Raw genomic sequence first — 21,182 nt, forward strand, 5'->3', positions numbered from 1 at the left:
AATGAGCGAATTCGTCGTTGGGGTTCGTGTCGATGGCACCGCTGCCGGCCTTACCAAGGCCGCGCTGGAAGCCAAGAAGGCCCTGGACAACATGGCCGTCGCGGGGGCCAAAGACCTTACCGCCATCGGTCGTGCCACCAAACAGACCGAAACCTCCCTCGTGAACATGGCGACGCGCACCCAGCGCGAGTTCGCCCGCATGGCCCAGGCGCGGGAAACCCTGGGCATCCGCTCTGAACACCGGATCCAGCAGGAGATCCTGCGCACGCAGGCCGCCTATCAGCGCCTGGCCAACAGCGGCACCATGAGCTGGCGTGAACAGCAGCGTGCGGCCGAACAGATGCGCCAGACGGTGGGACGGCTCAATGCAGAAATGGGCGTCTTCAGCGGAAGGCAGCGCTTGGTCGCCGGCGCTCAGAAGGCTGGCCTGTTGGCTGCTGGGGTTATGGCGGGAGCCGCCGTCGTCGCGCCTAAGGTAAACAGAGCCTTCGCGTATGACGAGCAGCTCGCTCATATGGCCAACACCGCGTATGGCGACCCATCGCTCAGCGCAGCCGAAGATCGGGCCCGTCGCTTCGCAGGTCGCCAGGAAATGGACCTGGCCATTCGGGAGGCGATTCGATACGGAGGGAGTACCCGAGAAGACGCCGCTAGCACGCTGAATTCGCTCCTATCCTCCGGGAAGTTCGGCGCTAAAGACTCTCTGACCATTTTCCGCGAAGCTGTGCGCGCGGCCTCGGCGAACCAGGCCTCTGGCGAAGACTTCGCTCAGATTGCGTTCGCTGCGAAGGGCAACATGGGGGTTAAGCCTGAAGACATGGCGCGCGTCTTCGGGGCCGCTACCTACGCGGGCCAAAGCGGTGCCTTTGAGATTCGAGACATGGCGAAGGCTCTCCCAGCTCAATTTGCTGCAGCATCACAGGCTGGTCTCTCCGGACTTCCTGGTATTGCAAAGCTCGCTGCGCTGAATCAGGCGACTCGGCTTACCGCAGGTACCTCTGATCAAGCAGCAACGAACACCCAGAATCTTCTGGCCAAGCTGGTGGCCCGAGACACAGTGGAGAACTTCGGCAAGCTCGGGATCAACTTCGATCAGCGAAAGGCCGAAGGCCGCATGAAAGGCCTGGACGCTCTCGATGTCACCGCGAACATCATTGAAGAGCAGTTGGCCAAGAACAAGAACTATCAGAACGCCATCAAGCAATATCGAGCTGCAGCAGAGGGAAGTGAACGGCAGGAGGCATTGGGCGGAGTAATGAAGATCGCTCAAGGCAGCGTCATATCGAAGCTCTTCCCAGATCAACAGGCGATGATGGCTCTGGTCGGGTACCTGGCAGACCGTGACAACGTCAACAAGATCACCAAGGATTCCTTGCTGTACGGTACAGACGCGGTCAACCGCAACATGTGGACCGTCGAAGACTCGCCCAGCTACAAGCTGAACCAGGCAAAGCAGGCCGCGGAGTTCGCAAACTATGACGCGATGATCAAATTGGCGCCTGTCACGAATGCGGTCGCGGACAGCTTCACCGAACTGGCAGCGAAGTCTCCTGAATTAGCCGCAGCGCTCAGCGGAGCTACCACCATCCTGCAGGGCGTGGCCGTCGCTGCAGGGGTTGTTGGGGTTGGCGGCGCGGCGCTTGGTGTCGGGAAGGTTGCAAGCTCCTTCGGCGCCGCGCGCGCTGCCAGGGCTGCGGCCACAGCCGCCGCCGCAGCCGCCCCTGCCGGCGCCACGAGCGCATTGGGCGGCGCCGGAGCGGGTGCGGCGGGGGGCATCAGCGCCGCCGGCGCACTTTCAGCCGGCTTTCTGGTTGCCGCGCCTGTCGTGGGTGCGTACGCCTATGACCAGATGACAAACACTGAAGGCGGGCTCCGCCAGCGTATCGCTGACCGCGATGCACGGATCCAAGAGTTCGATCAGATGATTGCGTTGAAACGCGAGGCTGGTGACACGCCGATGTCGATCGGCCGTGTCCAGGCCGAGCGTGACGCGCTGGCAGCTTCGCGTGACGACATGACGCGTCGGCTGCAGGAACTGCTGGCCAACACCAAGATCGGCGGCGAGGTCAACGTCAACATCACCGCCGCCCCGGGCATTCAAGCCAATGCTGACCTGCAGCCCAATGACGGCACCCGGATGACGGGAAATGTCGGGCGCACCAACGTGAACACGGACTGATATGGGCTGGCGTGAAGAACAGCGCAGGGTGGCTCATCCCAACGGGATGGCCGTAGGTGCGAGCTATAGGGGCGTGCCGTTTCGCACAACCGATTCGGATACGGGTGTCGGCCGCCGGAACGAGGTGCACGAGTACCCCATGCGGGATCTGCCTTATGCCGATGATCTGGGCCGACGGGCGCGCGAGTTCCAGGTCAATGGCTACGTGGTAGGGGAGAACTACCTGCAGGAGCGGGATGCGCTCATCGAAGCGCTCGAAGCGTATGGGCCGGGTGAGCTGATACATCCCAAGTACGGCATGCTCAACGTGGTTGTCGTGGGCCGGGTCAGCATCCGAGAGTCTCATTCTGAGGGAGGCATTGCCCGGTTCGCCATTACCTTTGCCGAGGCTGGCGAGAATACCTTTCCGCAGTCGGCCACCAGCACTCAGGATGGGGTCCACGACGCGGCGGATGTTCTTGGAGCGGCATCCGTAGATCGCTTTGCCTCGCTGGTCGACGTCGCCGGCGCCGCGGCCCTGACCGCTGACCTGGTCGGCCGCGTCAATTCCAGCCTGGATGCCCTGCAGCGCATGGTGGGCCTGAACGGCCTGGTCGATATCGCCGGCGACATCGTACGCGGCGCCTCGTCCATTGCTGGCCGTCTTTCCACGCTGATCCGCACGCCTGAGACGCTCGCCCTGCAGCTGCAATCGCTGTACCAGCAGCTTGGCCTGGCCATCAAGCGACCGAAATCCGCGATGGCTGACCTGCGTACGGAGTATGGCTCCAATGACCCTGTGCCTTGGACGGCTCCCGTCGGATCCGTGTCCCCGCCTCAGGGCGCCACCTCGGCCCGCCGGGTGGTGAACGCGGCAGCGATGGAGGAATTCACTCGCACCCAGGTGATCGCGACCCAGGCGCGCATCCTGACCGACGCCATTGAAGCCAAGGAAATGACGACGGCCCAGGACGCACGCGACCAGGCCGACGTGGTGCTGGAGGAGATCGATCACGAGCTCGAGGCGTACGATCCTCCTGCCCAGATGGCAGCGGCGCTCATTGCGCTGCGGGTGGCCATCGTGCGGGACGTGGCAGAGCAAGCCGACCGCCTGCAGCAGCGCGCGACCTATACGACCCAGGCCATACTGCCGGCGCTGCTGATCGCCCAGCGGGTGTACCAGGATGGCTCGCGGGCCGACGAGCTCGTCACGCGCAACCAGGTGCGCAACCCGCTCTTCGTGCCGGCCGGCGAGCTGGAGGTGCTGCGCTAATGGCCCAGCTCGACGAAAACCTGATCACGCTGGTGGTGGGCGGCCAGGCCTACGGCGGCTGGAAGAGCCTGGAGGTGGAGCGGGGCATCGAGCAGCTTGCTGGTGAATTCCAGCTCACGCTGACCCATCGGTGGCCCGGTGAGGACGCCCCGATCGGCTTGCGCGAGGGCCTGCCGTGCGAGGTGAAGTTCGGCCAGGACCTGCTGATCACCGGCTACATCGACACGATCGATATCGACCTGACCGATACTTCCTGCAGGCTCAACGTCAGCGGGCGGGATAAGACGGGCGACCTGGTGGACAGCTCGGCCATCCACGGCAGCGGTCAGTGGAAAAACGTGCGGCTGGAACAGATCGTGCGTGATATCTGCAAACCCTTCGGCATTGAAGTGTTGGTGCAGACGGATACGGGTGACGCGATCAGCAGCTTCTCGCTGGACGACGGTGAGAAGGCGTTCGATGCGATCGACCGCGCTGCGCGGTCCAAGGCGATCCTGGTGAGCAGCTCGCCGGCCGGCCAATTGGTGCTGACCCGTGCCAGCGAGACGCTGATCGAGACCAAGCTGGTTGAAGGCCTGAACATCCGGCGAATCAGCGCGCGGCACACCTGGGCACGTCGCCATTCCGAGATCCGCATGAAGGCGCAGGTCGCGGGCAACGACAACCAGTTCGGCGCGACGGCCGCCCATATCCAGGCGAAGGCAGCGGATCCGGAAATTGACCGCTACCGGCCGCTGATTATCCATTCCGAGCAGGGCCTGAGCAACGCCGAAGCCAAGGAACGAGCGCAGTGGGAAGTGTCAACCCGGATGGGGCGCGGCAAGCGGGCCCAGATCATCGTGGTGGGCTGGCGTACCGGCCAGGATGGCCAAGTCGGCGCCATATGGCTGCCCAATACCCTGGTGAGGGTCATTAGCCCGCGCATGTTCCTGGACCTGGATCTGCTGATCACCTCCTGCCGGTATACGTTGGACGAGACCAATGCCCGGCGCACCGCGCTCACCGTGTGCCGGCCGGAGGCGTTCGATCTGGAGGGCGCGTCGCCGCGCCGCCGGCGCAAACGCCGCAAACAACATCCTGACGACTCCCCCTGGGATCTGTCCGGAACGGGGAGACGCGAAGAATGAGCATTTCCTCAGCCCTGAATCGGATCCGGCTGGCCATCGCCCGCGCCCTCATTGGCCAAGTCAGCGACGGCGGTGGCCTGCAGAACGTCCAGATAGGCATCCAGGCCGATGTCGGCCGCGACCAGGTCGAACGGTTTCAGCAGTACGGCATGACGTCAGTGCCGCACCCCGGTGCCGAATGTGTGACCCTGTCCGTGGGCGGGAACACCGACCACCAGGTGGTGATCAATGTCGATGATCGCCGGCACCGGATGCGCGACCTGCAGACCGGTGAGGTCGCCTTATATACATCCCGGAAGATGTCGGTGTACCTGAGTAACGAAGGCATCGTCATACGCGCTGCCGGCATGCCGATTCGCATGACGGATGCCAGCGAGATCGAGCTGGACTCTTTCGTGCGCGTGACGCGCGGCCTGCGCGTCGACGGTGACGTGGACCTGCGAGGTGGTAAGGCTACCCACAACGGCACGGACATCGGCCATCAGCACAAGCATGACGGCGTGCAAGAAGGCGACGACATCTCCGGCACGCCCGTCGCCTAGCCGGTAAACCTGTTTAATGGCACTGCCGGCCATGTTCCGCGAGACTGCGGAGCATGGACTTCTCTCTCACCCTTGACCCCGAAACCGGCCTGCTCGACATGAGCCTGGCCGGTGCGGATTTCGCCGGCGACGATACGCTGGTGACGGCGGTGCTGCTCAGCTTGTGCACGGACCGCCTGGCGCAGCCGCACGAGGTGGCGGCCGGTGAAGACCGCCGTGGCTGGTGGGCCGACGCCTACGCCTCGTCCCCCCAGGACAAGTTCGGTTGCCGCTGGTGGCTGCTCGCCCGAGAAAAGCAGTTGCAATCCACAGTTCAGCGTGCCCGTGATTACGCCCTCGAAGCTCTGAAGTGGATGCAGGAAGACGGCCTGGTCACCTCGGTTGGGGTGAGCGCCTTCGTTCCGCGGATGGGCTGGCTCGTCCTGCTTATCACGCTCTCCCTGAACGGGGTAGACCGCCGCTATCGATTTGAATGGAACTCCGCCGCTCAGGCCTGGCGCCTGGCCGGTGAGTCGTTCGCGCCCGCTGAGGTTTGACATGCCCGTTCCGCGTCCAACCCTTCCCAAGCTAATCGAGCAGCTGGCCTCGGAGATTGAGAGCCGCCTGCCTGGAATTCTGACTCGGGCCCGCCGCAGCCTGGCTGGCGTTCTGGTGCGCGTGTTCTCCGGCGGCCTGGATGCCCTTTACAAGTTCCTCGAGCGGGTGTTTAAGCAGGCCTGGCCCGACCAGTGTGACGAGGACGAACTGCCTGCTCACGGGGCGCGGTGGGGCGTCCTACAGAAGACCGCGGCGCCGGCGACCGGGTCGCTTCTGATCGGCGGGGAAAACGGGGCATCGCTGATGGCCGGTTCTGTGTTCCAGCGTGCCGACGGCGTGCAGTTCACGGTCGATGCCGGCGTCACCATTGTGGGCAGCAGCGCCACGGTCGCCATTACCGCCGAAGAGCTCGGCCAGGCTGGCAACACTGCAGCCGGCGTTCAGTTCACCTTGGCCAGCCCAGTGGTCGGCATCAACAGTACCGCCGTCGCGTCCACCGCGATCTCCGGCGGCGCGGATGTCGAGCGGCCGGAATTGTTCCGGGCCCGGATCCTGGAGCGTATTCGCCGCCCGCCTCATGGCGGGGACAACGATGACTATGTGGCCTGGGCCAAGGAAGTCCCTGGCGTGACGCGTGCCTGGTGCACGCCCAATGGCATGGGCGCCGGCACCGTCGTCGTGCGCTTCGTCCGGGATGACGATGAGGACCCGATCCCGGATGCGGGTGAGAATGAAACGGTTCGGGCGCATATCGAGGCGAAACGGCCGGTCACTGCCGAGCTCTTTGTGCCGCTGTCAGTGGCAAAGCCCGTTGCCTACGTGATCTCGGATCTGGAGCCCGACACGGCTGAAATCCGGGCCGCGATTATCGCCGAGCTCAAGGACATGCATGTCCGTGACGCGATCCCAGGGGGCACGCTGCTGGTCAGCCACATGAGGGAAGCCATCTCGATCGCCGCCGGCGAGAACGACCACGTGCTGGTGTCTCCGGCCAGCAATGTAACCTGCCTGCCCGGCGAACTGGCAACCTTCGGGGGAGTCACATGGGCGTGAGAAGCATTGAAGCCTGGCGCGAGGCGCTCCTGGCGCTGTTGCCGCCCGGCGCCATGCTCAACCGTCAGCCTGGCGGTGTGCTGGTCCGCCTATTGGAAGCCTGCGGTGCCTCGATGCGCGCGGTCGAGCGGCTGGCGGTGTCGCTGGTGGCCCAGTTCGATCCGTTGCTCGCCGACGAGTTGCTGGATGACTGGGAACGGCTCTACGACCTCCCCGATGAATGCCTGGATGCCCCTGTCGGCAAGGAACAGCGGCGCCAGCGCGTCAACATGCGCCGGCTCATGCTCGGGGATGCCAGACCCGAGTACTTCCGGCAGATGGTCATCGGCCTGGGCTACCCCGACGCGCGGATCGACGAGTTCCGCCCGTTCCGGGCCACCAGCAAGTGCACTGCGGCGATCAACCAGGGCGGCTGGCGCTTTGCGTTCAGGGTGAATGTCGTCGCCTCGGCCAACATTGTTCAGGCCACCGCCAACAGCAAATGCACGGCGCCGCTACGCGCCTGGGGCGATCCCGGGCTGCTGTGCCTCCTATCCCGCTACAAGCCCGCGCACACGGTCGTGCTGGTCGGGTATGTCGATTCCCTTTGATTTGCCTTTTCTAGGTGCGCCATGCGACGAATAGCCACTCCCACACGACATCTGAACAAGTTCGGCCCCGGCCGTGACGGCTTTGCCAACGGTGACCCGATCGCTGGCGTGCCAGCGACAGACCTGCAGGCGGAATGGTTCGACGCCCTGCAGGAGGAAGTGGCCGCGGTCGCCGAATTCGGTGGGGTAGCGCTCGACCCCAACAGCAACGTTCAGCTCCTGCAGGGGATCCAGCGTCTGATTGCCCTAGCGCTTACGAGCCGGCCGCTGATCTGCTCGATCTTGGATCTGCCCACGACCGACGTCGGTCCGATCATCGTGACCGAATGCAGCGAGGTCTGGACCTGGGCCAACACGGCGTTTTTCACGGGCTACCGCTCGCTGCTGTGCGGACGCCCCTTGGATGGTCACACCGCCGCGCCGCTGGCCAGCGAGGTCGACGCGGTCGGCGGCCTGCTGCCGAAGGTCGGAGCCTACGCAGGTCTGTGGGGCTATGCGCAGGAGCAAAGCCTGGTTCGTACGGAAGCTGTGTGGCAGGCCAATCGCGGCGCGCATTGGTTCTCGGACTACTCGGCCACGCAGTTCCGCGTGCCCGACCTGCGCGACATGTTCCGCCGCTTTACGGGGACTGACCTCGACACTGCAAATGCGCGGGTGCTGGCTTCGCGCCAGGCCGCAGCGATAGAAAGCCACAGCCATGCCCAAAACGCGGCAACGCTGGACAGAAGCGGCAACGCCAACGCGGCAGGAGGGACGGTGCTGGCCGTCCGCAACCTAGGCGAAGGGTTAACCACCCTGGCCACCGGCGGAAGCGAGACGCGGCCGCGCAACGTCGCTTACCACCCACGGATCCACGCATGACCGTCCGCGCCACTGCAAATGCGCGAGCGCTTGCGAGCACACAGGTGGATACCCAGCAGGGCGGTTCTGGCACGCTCGGTCCCGTCGTGTTTTCCGGGTCCGTGGCGGCAGGGACCGGCCCGTTTGCCGTAGATGCGGGGCTTGGAGCGACGTTCGCAAGTGGGCCATCTGGCAATGTCCGAACAGTATCCTTCGACTTGGCGAGAGTGGCGCGTACCGCTTCCGAAACCCGCCCGCGCAACGTGGCATATCACCCGCGAATCCATGTTTGACGTCCGCCTCACTGCAAATGCGCGGGCGCTCGGCAGCCGCCAGGGAGCGCAGGTGCGCGTGAAGAGCAAGACCTGGCGGATCATGGGGGCAGATTCCGACAGCGCGATCTATTCGATAGGGACGGGGGTTACGCAGGGCATCTCCCAAATGGACAGCCTCTTCCCTGATGCCGGCACGGCTGAGACTCGACCGCGGAACGTGGCATACCATCCGAGGCTCCATGCCTGACGTCCGCCTCACTGCAAATGCACGAGCCATGGCAAGCCGCCAGACCGGCGCCCTCCAGGCGCATCGGCATCTGCTGTTTGGCTACTTGATGTCGGCCAATCCAGCTGGCGGCGGCCTGTTCGGCTTGAATACGGGCGCTGGATCTGGGACCAGTTCGACATACATCGGCGACTCGGGAGGGCCTGAAACCCGGCCGACGAATACCGCCTACCATCCTCGACTCCACGTATGAAATCAGACATGGATGCGTGGGTGATAGGCGGTATTGCGCGGCCGTGTCTCCGCGCCACCGGAAAGCTCGGTGGAACGCGAACTTCCGAAGCCGTTCTTCCCGCCAGCCGTGTTGAATAGCTGTGTACCGCTATATGTGTCCCAGAGGGTGTCTAGCATCAGGTGGCTGTGTCTTCCGTAGGCATCCCGTTGGTGGCTTGCCATGGCTCGTGCATTTGCAGTGAAAAGGACTTTAGACATGGATACGAGGGTGATAGGCGGTGTTGTGGGGCCTAGTCTCCTTACCTCCGCCAGCCTTAATCACGCCAGCGGCACGGAACGAGGTCAGGGTGGACTGGAATACAGGGCGGCCGTTACCGCTGGCGGCTCCATACGCGTCGCGCTCGACAAGAATCTCAAGCGCGGCTTCGTTGATGGCTTCGCGTTGCCGACTACCCAGCGCTCTCGCATTTGCAGTGAGGCAGACGTCAAGCATGGATGCGGGCGTGATAGGCGGTGTTCACTGGCCGGGTTTCCGTGCCGCCGGCCGTCGTGGTTTGGCCTGATGCGCCGGTCAGCAGATTGCCACCGCCAGCGCCTTGGGCGGAGTGCGTGGTCCCCCCGTGGGCGTGCGATCGAAACTGGTCGGCCTGCCTGGACGCAAGCGCACGCGCATTTGCAGTGTTATTTCCAACCCAAGGAGAGCCAAATGGCTACCAAAACCGTCTATCAAAGCGATCCCATAAGCGGGATCTACCTCTTTACGACACAGGCTAACGAGCTGGCCCTCGCCCCAGGTCTGTTCAATATTCCCTTCGGCGCCTACGAAGAGGCCCCGCCTGCAGTACCGGAAGGCGAGGTCGCTCAGTGGAATCCCACCTCGTCAGCTTGGATGGCGGTGGAGGATCACCGTGGGGAGACTTTCTACCTGGTCAAGGACGGGACGGCGTACGAGATGGGCAGCAGCGTGGAAGTCGATGGTGAGCCAACGAGTTACCCCGGTTGGGGAAAAGTGCCAGCCTGGTTGACCCTGATACCCGGTAGCCCCGTGGCCAGCGAAGCTGGCACCGCAGGCGAGTAAAAGACGCGGCGACGTGTTCGGCGCTGGAACGCCGAGCACGCCCCGCACCAGCAGAATGAGGCTGCCAATGTGGCCAAGGCCGCGTCACCTGTGCACAGGCGCGCCAAGGCTACCATTTTGAAACGATTTTACAAAATGGCATCTCCCATCATTCCATGGCTCGGCGGCAAGCGCCGCTTGGCCGATCGCCTGCTTCCGTACTTCCCGTCTCACCAGTGCTACGTCGAACCGTTCGCCGGCGGGGCGGCCATGTTTTTCCTGCGGCCCATGGCGTCCGACGTTGAAGTGCTCAACGACGTCAACGGCGAGCTGATCAACCTGTATCGGGTCGTGAAGCACCACCTGGAGGAGTTCGTCCGCCAGTTCAAGTGGGCGCTATCGAGTCGGCAGGTGTTCAAGTGGCTGCAGGCCACGCCCGAAGAGACTTTGACGGACATCCAGCGAGCAGCCAGGTTCTTCTACTTACAGCATTCGGCTTTCGGCGGTCGCGTCGACGGGCAGTCGTACGGGACGGCCACCACCGCGCCGCCTGGGCTTAACCTGCTGCGCATTGAGGAAAACCTCTCCGCCGCACACTTGCGCCTGGCCAGCGCCTATATCGAGAATTTGCCCTGGTTTGAGTGCATCCGCCGATATGACCGGCCGCACACTTTTTTCTTCATGGATCCGCCGTATTGGGAGACCGAGGGCTATGGGGTGGAGTTCGGCTGGGAGCAGTATGAGCGACTCGCGGCCGTGCTGGGCAAACTGAAAGGGAAGGCGATGGTGACCTTGAACGACCACCCCGCCATCCGCGCTCTATTTGCCGCCTTTCCCATTGAGTCCACCGACGTCACGTATACCGTGGGAGTCGGCGCTGGCGCCCAGCGGCGTGAGCTGGTGATATTCAGCTGGGACGTGCACGCTGATCCAGCTGGGCTGGTGTGAGGCCTGCCGCCAAGCGGGCACGCTGCCGCCGGCCGAGGTCGCTGCGGGCAAGCTCCTTGGCCAAGTCTCGCCCCGAAGGATGGTAATAACGTAGCAGCATGCGAGTATCCCGGTGCCCAGTTACTTTGGCGAGCTTGTGCATGTCATACACCTCGGCAAGGCGGGTTGTGGCCTCATGGCGTAGATCGTGCAGTCGGAGGTCGGCGAAATACTCTGGCTTCGGCACTCGCCCATATCGTGCGCACAGGGCCTCGTAGTCCCTGCGGGCACGCTTGCGGGCTCGGGCAAACGCCCGCGTGGCTGAAGAGGGCGAGATTGAGAAAATCCGTCCTCTGGAGGGCTTGCCGACGAGGTAGTGTTTCAACCAGGCCAGCGCCCAGGGAGTCAATGGGACCGCGCGGCGTTGACCATTCTTGGTGTCGTCGAGATAGATCACGCCGTGGGCCAGGTCAATGCGCTCTCGCTTTGCCGTGACGACCAGCTCGGAGCGGCGCATGCCGGACTCGGCAGCCAGGACCATGATGGTTGGCAATTCGGCCGAGGTGGTCGACCGGATCAGCCATTCGATCTCGCTTCTGGGGCACTCTGTTTCCGCGACGCCTCTAAGGCGGATGTTGTCGTAGAGGCGGCGTTCCCGGGCATCGTTGACGGCGGGACGGTCTACGAACTGAAGCGGGTTGACCAGGGTCCGGTACTTCCAAGTCTTCCGGGCCACTGTATATAGATGGGACACGAGGGCCAGGCGGCGTACCACCGTTGCTGGCGCCAGGTCCTTTAACCAGGCGTTGGCGATGTCGCTGATGTCGGTATCCGTTATTGAGGCCAGACGGCGATTGGCCAGTCTCGTCTCAAGCCAACGCGCCGCAATCGAGACGTCGGTTGCTGTTCCTTTCTTTCGGGGGGATATCTCGGCCAGATATCGGGCCAGAGAGTCGGAGAGGGTCGGGGTGAGGTTTTGGGGTCTGTGTTTCCAGCGGCTCATAATCAAAAGCCGTCAGATTCCCCAATTTGTAATTACTTTTCTGCTGCTGTAACTCAGCAAGAGGGCATTTATCTCAACTCAAATGCCCAAAATTTCGCGCGCCGCTTCAGGCAGTCAAGAAGGGGGCTTGTCGCCCCCTCCGCTTGCCGTCAGGCTTCGGACTGCCCGATTTCCTCCAGCGAGCCTTGCAGCTCCAGCCACTGCTCTTCCAGCTCGTCCATGCGCTTGCCGTGTTCGCCGTGCTCGGCCATGACCTTCTGGCGTTCGGCGCGGCGTTCGTCGGAGTACAGGTCCGGATCGGCGATGGTCGCGTCCAGCGCCTGCAGCTTGGCGCGCAGCTTTTCCATCTCGGTCTCGACCTTGGCGAGCCTGGCTTCCAGCGGCTTGCGCAGGGCGGCGAGGCGTTGGCGCTGTTCGGCCTCGGCGCGGCGCTGGGCCTTGCGGTCGACGACGGGATCGGCGCCTTCCGCGTTTTCACGCGCCTCGGCCCGCTCGCCCGCATTGCGCGCGGCCAGCCAGTCGCGGTAGTCCTCCAGGTCGCCGTCGAACTCGCGCACGGCGCCGTCGGCCACGATCCAGAAACTGTCCACCGTGGTGCGCAGCAGGTGCCGGTCGTGCGAGACCAGCAGCATGCTGCCGCCAAACTCCGCCAGCGCGGCGGCCAGGGCCTCGCGGGTTTCCACGTCCAGGTGGTTGCTGGGTTCGTCCAGCAGCAGCAGGTTGGGCTTTTGCCAGACGATGAGCGACAGCGCCAGCCGGGCTTTTTCGCCGCCGGACATGGGGCCGACCTTGCCGTTGACCGTGTCGCCGGAGAAGCCGAAGCCGCCCAGGTAGTTGCGCAGCTCCTGCTCGCGCGCCTCGGGCGCCAGCCGCGCCAGGTGCGCCAGCGGCGTGCTGTCCACGTCCAGCATGTCGAGCTGGTGCTGGTGGAAATAGCCGATGGCCAGCCCGCGCGAGGCGCGGCGCTCGCCGGCCTGCACCGGCAGCTCTTCGGCCAGCGTCTTGATCAGCGTGCTCTTGCCGGCGCCGTTGGCGCCCAGCACGCCGACGCGGCTGCCGGCGCGCACCATCAGCGTCACGTCGCGCAGGATGGGCACGGTGTTGCCGGCCGCGTCGGTGTACCCGGCGGACAGGTGTTCCAGCGTCAGCAGCGGATCCGGCACCTGATCGGGCGAGGGAATGCGGATATCGATGCCGGCTTCGGCCTGCAGCGGCGCCAGCACCTGCATGCGCGCCAGGGCCTTGACCCGGCTCTGCGCCTGCTTGGCCTTGGATGCCTTGGCCTTGAAGCGGTCGATGAAGCCCTGCAGGCGGGCGGCCTCGCGCTGCTGGCGTTCGTAGGCGATGTTGCCCAGGCGCAGGCGCTCGGCGCGCTGCGTCAGGTAGTCGTTGTAGCCGCCGCGGTAGCGCACCAGCTTGGCATGGTCGAAATGCAGGATGGATTTCGCCACCGCGTCCAGGAACTCGGTGTCGTGGGAGATCAGCATCACCGTGCCGGGATAGGCCGCCAGCCATTTCTCCAGCCACAGCATGGCGTCCAGGTCCAGGTGGTTGGTGGGTTCGTCCAGCAGCAGCAGCTCGGACGGCGCCATCAGCGCGCGCGCCAGCGCCAGGCGCATGCGCCAGCCGCCGGAGAAGCTCTGCACGGGCTGCATCCATTCCTGCGGCTTGAAGCCCAGGCCGGCCAGCAACTGCTCGGCGCGCGAGGCCGCGCTCCAGGCGCCGGCTTCCACCAGCGCCGCCTCGGTCTCGGCGATCTGCGTGCCCTGGTCGTCGCCCAGCGTGGCGCGGCGCGCCTGCAGTTCGCGCAGATGGGTGTCGCCGTCGATGACGAACTCGCGGGCGGGACGTTCGTCGGCGTGGATTTCCTGCTCGACGCTGGCGATGCGCCAGCCGGCCGGCAGGCTCAGGTCGCCGGCGTCCTGGTCGATCTCGCCTGTCAGGAGCGCGAACAGCGTCGACTTGCCGGCGCCGTTCTTGCCGACGATGCCCACGCGTTCGCCGGGGTGTACAACAAACTCAGCGCCGTCCAGCAGCACCTTGGTGCCGCGGCGCACGGTCAATCCTTGGGCGCGTATCACTTTTTCAGTTGTTCTCGGGTCAATAGCAGAAGCTGGTCGCTGGCTTCCTCGGTGTCCAGCCACACGGGCGACAGCTCGGGGAAGGCGGCTTCGAAGAAGTCGCGCTCGTGGCCGATTTCCAGCACCAGCACGCCCTCGTCGCTCAGATAGCGCGGCGCGGCTTCCAGGATGCGGCGCACCAGGTCCATGCCGTCCGCGCCGCCAGCCAGGGCCAGTTGCGGTTCGTGCAGGTATTCCTGCGGCAGCGCGTCCATCGAGCCGCTGTTCACATAGGGCGGGTTGCACAGGATCACGTCGTAGCGGCGCGCGGGCAGCGCGTCGAACAGGTTGCTCTGGTGCAGTTCCAGCCGCTCGGCCAGGCCGTAGTCGTCGACGTTGCGGCGGGCCACGTCCAGCGCGTCCGGCGACACGTCAACGGCGTCCACCTGCGCATGGGGGAAGGCCAGCGCGCCCAGGATGGCCAGGCAGCCCGAGCCGGTGCACATGTCCAGCACGTGCTCGACGGCGTAGGGATCCTGCACCCAGGGCGTCAGGCCCTGGTCCAGCAGTTCGGCGATGGGCGAGCGCGGCACGATGACGCGCGCGTCCACATAGAAGCGGTGGCCGCGCAGCCAGGCCTCGTTGGTCAGGTAGGCGGCCGGCACGCGTTCGGTGACGCGGCGGTCGATCAGGTCCAGCACGCGCTCGCGTTCCTCGGCCAGCACGCGGGCGTCCAGGAAGGGATCCAGCGTGTCCAGCGGCAAGTGCAGCGCATGCAGCGTCAGGTACACCGCCTCGTCCCAGGCATTGTCGCTGCCATGGCCCAGCGCCACCTGGGCGGCGTTCAGGCGCGACACGCCGTAGCGGATCAGGTCGCGCAGGGTTTGCAGTTCGTGGCGGGCGGCAGGATTCATGTGTACTCGGATTCGTGAAGCCGCCCCCGTCCGACCCGGCGGGCCTTCATGGGGGCGGCGGTCCCGCGCGGCAGGCGCGGGGTGTGGCTCGTCAGGGCTGGACGGGCAGCAGGTTTTCCAGCGTGCGCCGGTAGATGTTCTTGAGCGGATCGAGCGAGGCGATCTCGATACGTTCATTCACCTTGTGGATGGTGGCGTTGCAGGGGCCGAACTCGATGACCTGCGGGCAGATCTTGGCGATGAAGCGGCCGTCCGACGTGCCGCCGGTGGTCGACAGCTCGGTGGTCACGCCGGTCTCGGCCAGGATGGCCGAGGACAGCGCCTCGCTGAGCGAACCGCGCGGGGTCAGGAAGGGCTCGCCGCCCAGTTCCCAGTCCAGCTCGTATTCCAGGCCATGGCGGTCCAGCACCTCATGCACGCGCGCCTTCAGCCCGTCGGGCGTGCTGGCGGTCGCGAAGCGGAAGTTGAACAGCGCCACGGCCTCGCCCGGCACCACGTTGGTGGCGCCGGTGCCCGAGTTCAGGTTCGACACCTGGAACGTGGTGGGCGGGAAGTACTCATTGCCCTGGTCCCACTCGATGGCCACGATCTCGGCCAGCGCCGGCGCCAGCTGGTGCACCGGGTTGCGCGCAAGGTGCGGGTAGGCCACGTGGCCCTGCACGCCCTTGACCGTCAGCGTGCCGGACAGCGAGCCGCGGCGGCCGTTCTTGCAGATGTCGCCCAGCGTATCGCCCGAGGTGGGTTCGCCGACGATGCAGAAGTCCATCTGTTCGCCACGCGCCTTGAGCGCGTCGCAGACGATGGCCGTGCCGTCGATCGACGGGCCTTCCTCGTCGGACGTGATCAGCAGCGCGATCGAGCCGCCGTGCTGCGGATGGGCCGCCACGAATTCCTCGGCCGCCACCACGAAGGCGGCGATCGAACTCTTCATGTCGGCCGAGCCGCGGCCGTACAGGAAGCCGTCGCGCTCGGTCGGCGTGAACGGGTCGCTCTGCCATTTCTCGCGCGGGCCCGGCGGCACCACGTCCGTGTGGCCGGCGAACACCGCCAGCGGGGCGGCGCTTCCGCGCCGTGCCCACAGGTTGGTGACGCCGCCCTGGGCGATGGTCTCGCAGCGGAAACCGATGCGTTCCAGGCGCGCGGCCAGCGTCGCCTGGCAGTCCTCGTCGGCCGGGGTGACAGACGGGCGGGCGATCAGGTCCTTGACCAGGTCCAGGACGGCCGATGATCCGGAAGACGTGCTCATCAAGCCCTCAGCAGGTCGTTGATGCTGGTCTTGGCGCGCGTCTGCGCGTCGACGCGCTTGACGATCACGGCGCAGGCCAGACTGTGCGAACCGTCGGCCGAAGGCAGCGAGCCCGGCACCACCACCGAGCCCGACGGCACGCGGCCGTAGGTGATCTTGCCGGTGGCGCGGTCATAGATCTTGGTGCTTTGCGACAGGAACACGCCCATGGCCAGCACCGAGTTCTCTTCGACCACCACGCCTTCCACCACTTCGGAACGGGCGCCGATGAAGCAGTTGTCCTCGATGATGGTGGGGTTGGCCTGCAGCGGCTCCAGCACGCCGCCGATGCCGACGCCGCCGGACAGGTGAACGTTCTTGCCGATCTGGGCGCACGAGCCCACCGTGGCCCAGGTGTCGACCATGGTGCCTTCGTCGACGTAGGCGCCGATGTTGACGTAGGAGGGCATCAGCACCACGTTGCGGGCGATGTAGGCGCCACGGCGGGCCACGGCCGGCGGCACCACGCGGTAGCCGCCTTGCTTGAAGGCGTTGTCGCCGTACTCGGAGAACTTGAGCGGCACCTTGTCGTAGAACTGCAGCGGGGCCTGGCCCATGATGGCGTTCTCGCTCAGGCGGAACGACAGCAGCACGGCCTTCTTGATCCATTGATGCACGACCCAGTCGTCATTGATCTTTTCGGCCACGCGCAGGCGGCCCAGGTCCAGACCGTCGATGGTGTGCTCGACCGCTTCGCGCACTTCGGCGCTGGCGTCGGCGGGCGACAGGTTGGTCCGGTCTTCCCAGGCCTTTTCGATGGTGGTTTGCAGGTCGAGAGTCATAACGGCTCAGCTTTTCAAAGAGGGGTTGGTCAAACGGAAGTCTTGACGAAATGCGCGATGCGCTCGGCGGCCTGCACGCATTCGGCCAGCGGCGCGACCAGCGCCAGGCGCACCCGGTTCTCGCCAGGATTGACGCCGTGGGCGTCGCGCGCCAGGAAGCTGCCGGGCAGCACGGTCACGCCGGTGCGGCCGTAGAGGTCGCGCACGAAGGCGGTGTCGGGGCCGGACGTGCCGGCCCACAGGTAGAACGAGGCTTGCGGGCGGTCCACGTTGAGGACGTCGCGCAGGATGGGCAGTACCGCGTCGAACTTCTCGCGGTACATGCGCCGGTTTTCCTTCACGTGTTCCTCGTCGGTCCAGGCGGCGATGCTGCCGGCCGTGACAATGGGGCTCATGGCGCTGCCATGATACGTGCGGTACAGCAGGAAGCGGCCGATCAGCGCCGCGTCCCCGGCCACGAAGCCCGAGCGCAGGCCGGGCACGTTGGAGCGCTTGGACAGGCTGGAGAACGCCACCAGGTTGCGGTAGTCGTCGCGGCCCAGGCGGCGCGCGGCCTGCAGTCCGCCCAGCGGCGGATTGCCTTCGTCCAGGTAGATCTCGGAATAGCATTCGTCGGACGCGATGACGAAACCGTGGCGGTCGGACAGCTGGAACAGCGTCTTCCACTCTTCCAGCGACATCACGTTGCCGGCCGGGTTGCCTGGCGAGCAGACGAACACCAGCCGCGTCTTGCGCCAGATGTCTTCCGGCACCTGGTTCCAGTCGCAGCCGAAATTGCGCGCCGCGTCGGCATTGACGTAATAGGGTGTGCCGCCGGCCAGCAGCGTCGCGCCTTCGTAGATCTGGTAGAACGGGTTGGGGCAGACCACCACCGCGCCGGCCGAGGGATCGATCACCGTCTGGGTGAAGGCGAACAGCGCTTCGCGCGAGCCCAGCGCGGGCAGCACCTGGGTTTCCGCGTCGGGGGCGGGGATGCTGTAGCGGCGCGCCAGCCACGCGGAGATCGCCCGGCGCAGCGCCGGATCGCCCTTGGTGGACGGGTAGACCGACAGCCCCGCCATGCCGTCCCGGATGGCCTGCGCCACGCGCTCCGGCGCGGCGTGCTTGGGTTCGCCGATCGACAGATTGATGGGGGCAAGCCCGTCCGGCGGCGTGCCGGCCGAGGCCAGCAAAGCCCGCAATTTCTCGAACGGGTAGGGGTGTAGGGCATCTAGGCGCGGGTTCATGCGCACGATTTTAACAAGCAAGCTACAATAGCGGGCTTGGCTAAAGCGAAGGTGGCGAAATTGGTAGACGCACCAGGTTTAGGTCCTGACGCCGTAACAGGTGTAGGGGTTCGAGTCCCCTCCTTCGCACCAACCCTATTCGGACACTGATTTGGCGTTGGGTCAACAATGTCCTACAGCCCCGCGGCACGCAAGTGCCGCGGGGCTTTTTCTTTTTGCCGGCTATTGCACGCGCACCGGCATGCTGCAATCGGAAAAAAAGACCTCGCAGGTGCCGCCGCTGACCTGCGCGCATTCATTCAGCGCCAGCCGTGATGCTTCTTCCAGCGTGGCCGCGAACCGGGCGGATGTCCGGTTATTGCCCCACGCGATCACGCCGCATTGATTGGCATACGATAGGTTCACCTTGCAGTCGCCGCCGCCCTTTTGGGCGCATATCGCCAGCGCGGCTTCTTCGGCCTGTCGGCGAGTCGCCTTGCTGCCCGCCACGCCGGTCTTGCCGGTGACGCTGTCCACGGCGATCGCGCCCCAGCGATCTTCCCAGCGGACGGATGGGGCAGCGGATTCGCCCTGTATCCCGCCCGGGACCTGGTACAGGCCAGGGATGGGCACGCACCCGCTGGAGCCGGAGCCTGGAGCCGCAGGCGTATAGCCGTCGGCGCAGCCGTTTTCGGCGGCCGCGGGATTCGCAAGGGCCAGGGCCGCGGTCAGCGTTGCCAGCGTCACGGCAAGGCGGTGGAGGATCTTCATCAGCGTCATCCGGTTGGTGGGGGTAGAGGATGCGCAAATTCTAGGGACAGGCCAAGTCGATGGCAATGCTGAATCGGTTGATGGTAACGGGATCCCGCTAGCTCGGAAATACTTCCCCAGCTGATCCTGTTTACATGGGCCTGGCCATCGGATTGGCCCAGGGCCGGTGGGCGCGCGCTCCGGCAGGCTGTATATGGGGCGGGGTGCGCAGGCATGCCGATTTGACAGTCCTATTTTATTGTAAATACAATCTGCCGCGTGAACTTCGCTTTCATCCATTAAAAAACAAGAACAATCACCCTACGCAGCGGACCTTGCGCATCCTCCTTGTGCGCACCGTCAGGAAGACAACGGCATCTGCGGCATGCGTTTCCCCCATCGAATACATCCGGCCTGGCCGGCATTGCGGGGAAATCGGACGAAGTTCGCATGATCGGTTGGCTGACAGGCCGCTCCGGGAGCCGGACATCATGACGACCAGGCGCATTCCTGATTCATCGGAACAAGGCAATCCGGACACCCTTGCGGGCACCCCCGTCGCGTCCGGCGGCGATGGCGCCGACGCATCTCAGCGAGCGGAGTCCGCCGGCGTGCGCCGGCGCGGTCCCCAGAAGGCGCCGCTCAAGCGGGTGGTCACCATCCGCCTGTCGGCGGACGTGGTGGACGCGTTCAAGGCGACCGGCGCCGGGTGGCAGACCCGTGTCGATAGCGCCCTGAAAGACTGGCTCAAGCAGAACCCGCCTTCCTGAACCGGCCGATCATTCCCTCAACCCCAAGGAAAACGCAGTCAACCGAACTTTCGACGGGCGACGCGATGCTGGCGCAACCATCGCCGGCGGCGCGCTGTCGCCCGTAGCGGGGAGGCCATATGCACAAACATACTGAACAATCGATACTTCGCACTTCCATTCTCGTCACCATCGTGGTCGCCGGCAGCGGCATCCTCTTCGGCCTCTTGTCCGGGTCCTTCTCCATCGTGTTCGACGGCGTCTACATGCTGGCGGACGCGGGCATGAGCGGCCTGGCGCTGATCGTCGCCCGTCTCATCGCGCTGTCCACGGCGCCTGGCGGTCCGACCGGCAAGCTGCGCGACCGCTTCACCATGGGCTTCTGGCACCTTGAGCCCATGGTGCTGGGCCTGAACAGCCTCATGCTGACAGGGGTCGCCATCTACGCCTTGATCAATGCCGTCGGCAGCCTGATGAAGGGCGGCCGCGACCTGGAGTTCAGCTACGCGATCTTCTATGCCGCCTTCGCGCTGGCGGCCTGCATTGGCATGGCCATCTACGAAATGCGGGTGAACCGGAAGCTGCGCTCGGAATTCGTGGCGCTGGATGCCAAGGCGTGGATCATGTCGGGCGGGATCACCGCGGCGCTGCTGCTGGCCTTCAGCGTCGGCCATGCCATCGAGGGCACTTCGCTCGATTACCTGACGCCCTATATCGACCCGGCCGTGCTGGCGCTGGTCTGCCTGGTGATCATTCCGATGCCCATCGGCACCATACGGCGCGCCCTGGCCGATGTGCTGCTGATCACGCCGCCGGACCTGAAGGAGCATGTGGACGAGGTGGCCAGGACGTTCACGCAGCGCTACGGTTTCACGTCGCATCGTTCCTATGTGGCCAAGGTGGGACGCGGCAGGCAGATCGAGCTGTATTTCGTCGTGCCCAAGGACCTGCCGGCCAAGCCGCTGGAGCAATGGGACCGGATCCGCGACGAGGTGAGCCGCGCCGTGGGCGACGACACGCCGGACCGCTGGCTGACCATCGCCTTCACGACGGACCTGGAGTGGGCGGTCTGAGGCGGCGCGGCCGGGCATGCGTTGTCCTGCCGCGCGCTTTGTTCTAGTCTCGTAGCCCTCATGAATGCAAACCGAGGCGGGCAGGATGGCTATCGAACTTGAACGGGAACTGCGCGATACGGCGGTCACGTCGATCCAGCGGTATTTCGACCAGAACATGGAAGAGCCGATCGGCAATATCGCCGCCGGCGCGCTGCTGGGATTCTTCCTGGAGGAAATCGCGCCGGTCATTTACAACCGGGCGGTTGCCGACGTGCAGGAAAGGCTGCAGGCGCGCGTTGCCGAGCTGGACCTGGAAGTCCACGAGGAAGAATTCGCCTACTGGCGCAAGCATGACAAGGCCAAGCGCGGCCGGTGACCGGATGCCCTGCGCGGGCGTTGATCCGGCGCCAGGCCGGCGCTGTCTGGAGCCCCGTGGCACGCAAGTGCTCCGGGGCTAATGAGATGGTCAGCCCGATCCCCACGAAGCGGTACGCTGAGTGGGGATTGTTCTTTTTGGGAGACCTCTCATGAGCACCGTCA

20 protein-coding genes and 1 tRNA gene are annotated in these 21,182 nt (G+C 65.1%); 14 read left to right on the forward strand and 7 right to left on the reverse strand.

Annotation, left to right across the window (positions count from 1 at the left end; genetic code table 11):
• The first annotated feature begins 1 nt into the window (after position 1).
• The 10 genes from AC6LJ5_RS08900 (at position 2) to AC6LJ5_RS08945 (ending at position 10,860) form a co-directional block, all read left to right on the forward strand.
• Positions 2-2,179 (forward strand): phage tail tape measure protein, encoded by a 2,178-nt coding sequence (locus AC6LJ5_RS08900; RefSeq protein WP_053497689.1) that lies wholly within the window; start codon positions 2-4, stop codon positions 2,177-2,179.
• A gap of 46 nt (positions 2,180-2,225) precedes the next feature.
• On the forward strand, positions 2,226-3,431 hold the full coding sequence (locus AC6LJ5_RS08905; protein ID WP_230846575.1) for a DNA circularization protein: 1,206 nt from the start codon (positions 2,226-2,228) through the stop codon (positions 3,429-3,431).
• Positions 3,431-4,558, forward strand: a complete 1,128-nt coding sequence (locus AC6LJ5_RS08910) for a phage baseplate assembly protein (protein ID WP_053497685.1) — start codon at positions 3,431-3,433, stop codon at positions 4,556-4,558. Before AC6LJ5_RS08905 ends, AC6LJ5_RS08910 begins: the two co-directional genes overlap by 1 nt.
• Positions 4,555-5,100, forward strand: coding sequence for a phage baseplate assembly protein V (locus AC6LJ5_RS08915; protein WP_053497683.1), 546 nt, complete (start codon positions 4,555-4,557; stop codon positions 5,098-5,100). Before AC6LJ5_RS08910 ends, AC6LJ5_RS08915 begins: the two co-directional genes overlap by 4 nt.
• A gap of 53 nt (positions 5,101-5,153) precedes the next feature.
• A complete protein-coding gene (locus tag AC6LJ5_RS08920) occupies positions 5,154-5,636 on the forward strand; it encodes a phage GP46 family protein (RefSeq protein ID WP_053497681.1) in 483 nt (160 codons plus the stop codon).
• 1 nt (position 5,637) lies between these two features.
• Positions 5,638-6,690, forward strand: a complete 1,053-nt coding sequence (locus AC6LJ5_RS08925) for a baseplate J/gp47 family protein (protein WP_053497680.1) — start codon at positions 5,638-5,640, stop codon at positions 6,688-6,690.
• Positions 6,681-7,280, forward strand: a complete 600-nt coding sequence (locus tag AC6LJ5_RS08930) for a YmfQ family protein (protein WP_053497677.1) — start codon at positions 6,681-6,683, stop codon at positions 7,278-7,280. The genes AC6LJ5_RS08925 and AC6LJ5_RS08930 overlap by 10 nt, the downstream gene beginning before the upstream one ends.
• Before the next feature lie 21 nt (positions 7,281-7,301).
• Positions 7,302-8,141 (forward strand): phage tail protein, encoded by an 840-nt coding sequence (locus tag AC6LJ5_RS08935; protein WP_498140286.1) that lies wholly within the window; start codon positions 7,302-7,304, stop codon positions 8,139-8,141.
• Positions 8,142-9,561: 1,420 nt separating this feature from the next.
• Positions 9,562-9,933 carry a hypothetical protein gene (locus tag AC6LJ5_RS08940; protein WP_053497671.1) on the forward strand — a complete coding sequence of 124 codons (372 nt, stop codon included), beginning with the start codon at positions 9,562-9,564 and terminating at the stop codon, positions 9,931-9,933.
• 135 nt (positions 9,934-10,068) lie between these two features.
• A complete protein-coding gene (locus AC6LJ5_RS08945; protein WP_053497670.1) occupies positions 10,069-10,860 on the forward strand; it encodes a DNA adenine methylase in 792 nt (263 codons plus the stop codon).
• Here AC6LJ5_RS08945 and AC6LJ5_RS08950 read toward each other — a convergent pair.
• The 6 genes from AC6LJ5_RS08950 to dapC all read right to left on the reverse strand — a co-directional run bounded on the left by AC6LJ5_RS08950 (position 10,820) and on the right by dapC (position 18,109).
• The gene (locus AC6LJ5_RS08950) at positions 10,820-11,842 is read right to left on the reverse strand and encodes a tyrosine-type recombinase/integrase (RefSeq protein WP_081004523.1); all 1,023 of its coding nucleotides are present in this window, start codon (positions 11,840-11,842) and stop codon (positions 10,820-10,822) included. The genes AC6LJ5_RS08945 and AC6LJ5_RS08950 overlap by 41 nt on opposite strands.
• Positions 11,843-11,991: 149 nt before the next feature.
• The gene (locus AC6LJ5_RS08955; RefSeq protein ID WP_103275103.1) at positions 11,992-13,923 is read right to left on the reverse strand and encodes an ABC-F family ATP-binding cassette domain-containing protein; all 1,932 of its coding nucleotides are present in this window, start codon (positions 13,921-13,923) and stop codon (positions 11,992-11,994) included.
• On the reverse strand, positions 13,920-14,816 hold the full coding sequence (prmB, locus tag AC6LJ5_RS08960) for a 50S ribosomal protein L3 N(5)-glutamine methyltransferase (protein WP_103275102.1): 897 nt from the start codon (positions 14,814-14,816) through the stop codon (positions 13,920-13,922). The genes AC6LJ5_RS08955 and prmB overlap by 4 nt, the downstream gene beginning before the upstream one ends.
• 91 nt (positions 14,817-14,907) lie before the next feature.
• Entirely contained in the window at positions 14,908-16,062 is a 1,155-nt protein-coding gene (dapE, locus tag AC6LJ5_RS08965; RefSeq protein WP_498140287.1) for a succinyl-diaminopimelate desuccinylase, read from the reverse strand.
• Positions 16,062-16,883: a 2,3,4,5-tetrahydropyridine-2,6-dicarboxylate N-succinyltransferase gene (gene dapD / locus AC6LJ5_RS08970; RefSeq protein ID WP_212312547.1), complete on the reverse strand. Its 822-nt coding sequence runs from the start codon at positions 16,881-16,883 to the stop codon at positions 16,062-16,064. The genes dapE and dapD overlap by 1 nt, the downstream gene beginning before the upstream one ends.
• Positions 16,884-16,912: 29 nt before the next feature.
• Positions 16,913-18,109 carry a succinyldiaminopimelate transaminase gene (gene dapC, locus AC6LJ5_RS08975; protein WP_392408879.1) on the reverse strand — a complete coding sequence of 399 codons (1,197 nt, stop codon included), beginning with the start codon at positions 18,107-18,109 and terminating at the stop codon, positions 16,913-16,915.
• 45 nt (positions 18,110-18,154) lie between these two features.
• On the opposite strand from dapC, the gene AC6LJ5_RS08980 reads away from it, so the two are divergent.
• Positions 18,155-18,241 (forward strand) — tRNA-Leu (locus tag AC6LJ5_RS08980).
• A 90-nt stretch (positions 18,242-18,331) separates the two neighbouring features.
• Here the strand turns inward: AC6LJ5_RS08980 and AC6LJ5_RS08985 are convergent.
• A complete protein-coding gene (locus tag AC6LJ5_RS08985) occupies positions 18,332-18,868 on the reverse strand; it encodes a DUF4189 domain-containing protein (protein ID WP_498140288.1) in 537 nt (178 codons plus the stop codon).
• A gap of 461 nt (positions 18,869-19,329) precedes the next feature.
• On the opposite strand from AC6LJ5_RS08985, the gene AC6LJ5_RS08990 reads away from it, so the two are divergent.
• From AC6LJ5_RS08990 to AC6LJ5_RS09000, 3 genes are all read left to right on the forward strand, one after another.
• Entirely contained in the window at positions 19,330-19,608 is a 279-nt protein-coding gene (locus AC6LJ5_RS08990) for a BrnA antitoxin family protein (RefSeq protein ID WP_498140291.1), read from the forward strand.
• A gap of 119 nt (positions 19,609-19,727) precedes the next feature.
• Entirely contained in the window at positions 19,728-20,660 is a 933-nt protein-coding gene (locus AC6LJ5_RS08995) for a cation diffusion facilitator family transporter (protein WP_498140289.1), read from the forward strand.
• An 85-nt stretch (positions 20,661-20,745) separates the two neighbouring features.
• Positions 20,746-21,018 (forward strand): DUF2164 domain-containing protein, encoded by a 273-nt coding sequence (locus AC6LJ5_RS09000; protein WP_498140290.1) that lies wholly within the window; start codon positions 20,746-20,748, stop codon positions 21,016-21,018.
• Positions 21,019-21,182: the final 164 nt, after the last annotated feature.

The sequence above is a fragment of the Achromobacter sp. 1011791174 genome, from assembly GCF_059760925.1.

What these genes read in the sequence shown, in the direction of transcription:
- AC6LJ5_RS08900 (WP_053497689.1), top strand. Translation starts at nt 2, where the DNA reads ATGAGCGAATTCGTCGTTGGGGTTCGTGTCGATGGCACCGCTGCCGGC.
- AC6LJ5_RS08905 (WP_230846575.1), top strand. Translation starts at nt 2,226, where the DNA reads ATGGCCGTAGGTGCGAGCTATAGGGGCGTGCCGTTTCGCACAACCGAT.
- AC6LJ5_RS08910 (WP_053497685.1), top strand. Translation starts at nt 3,431, where the DNA reads ATGGCCCAGCTCGACGAAAACCTGATCACGCTGGTGGTGGGCGGCCAG.
- AC6LJ5_RS08915 (WP_053497683.1), top strand. Translation starts at nt 4,555, where the DNA reads ATGAGCATTTCCTCAGCCCTGAATCGGATCCGGCTGGCCATCGCCCGC.
- AC6LJ5_RS08920 (WP_053497681.1), top strand. Translation starts at nt 5,154, where the DNA reads ATGGACTTCTCTCTCACCCTTGACCCCGAAACCGGCCTGCTCGACATG.
- AC6LJ5_RS08925 (WP_053497680.1), top strand. Translation starts at nt 5,638, where the DNA reads ATGCCCGTTCCGCGTCCAACCCTTCCCAAGCTAATCGAGCAGCTGGCC.
- AC6LJ5_RS08930 (WP_053497677.1), top strand. Translation starts at nt 6,681, where the DNA reads ATGGGCGTGAGAAGCATTGAAGCCTGGCGCGAGGCGCTCCTGGCGCTG.
- AC6LJ5_RS08935 (WP_498140286.1), top strand. Translation starts at nt 7,302, where the DNA reads ATGCGACGAATAGCCACTCCCACACGACATCTGAACAAGTTCGGCCCC.
- AC6LJ5_RS08940 (WP_053497671.1), top strand. Translation starts at nt 9,562, where the DNA reads ATGGCTACCAAAACCGTCTATCAAAGCGATCCCATAAGCGGGATCTAC.
- AC6LJ5_RS08945 (WP_053497670.1), top strand. Translation starts at nt 10,069, where the DNA reads ATGGCATCTCCCATCATTCCATGGCTCGGCGGCAAGCGCCGCTTGGCC.
- AC6LJ5_RS08950 (WP_081004523.1), bottom strand. Translation starts at nt 11,842, where the DNA reads ATGAGCCGCTGGAAACACAGACCCCAAAACCTCACCCCGACCCTCTCC.
- prmB (WP_103275102.1), bottom strand. Translation starts at nt 14,816, where the DNA reads ATGAATCCTGCCGCCCGCCACGAACTGCAAACCCTGCGCGACCTGATC.
- dapE (WP_498140287.1), bottom strand. Translation starts at nt 16,062, where the DNA reads ATGAGCACGTCTTCCGGATCATCGGCCGTCCTGGACCTGGTCAAGGAC.
- dapD (WP_212312547.1), bottom strand. Translation starts at nt 16,883, where the DNA reads ATGACTCTCGACCTGCAAACCACCATCGAAAAGGCCTGGGAAGACCGG.
- dapC (WP_392408879.1), bottom strand. Translation starts at nt 18,109, where the DNA reads ATGAACCCGCGCCTAGATGCCCTACACCCCTACCCGTTCGAGAAATTG.
- AC6LJ5_RS08985 (WP_498140288.1), bottom strand. Translation starts at nt 18,868, where the DNA reads ATGACGCTGATGAAGATCCTCCACCGCCTTGCCGTGACGCTGGCAACG.
- AC6LJ5_RS08990 (WP_498140291.1), top strand. Translation starts at nt 19,330, where the DNA reads ATGACGACCAGGCGCATTCCTGATTCATCGGAACAAGGCAATCCGGAC.
- AC6LJ5_RS08995 (WP_498140289.1), top strand. Translation starts at nt 19,728, where the DNA reads ATGCACAAACATACTGAACAATCGATACTTCGCACTTCCATTCTCGTC.
- AC6LJ5_RS09000 (WP_498140290.1), top strand. Translation starts at nt 20,746, where the DNA reads ATGGCTATCGAACTTGAACGGGAACTGCGCGATACGGCGGTCACGTCG.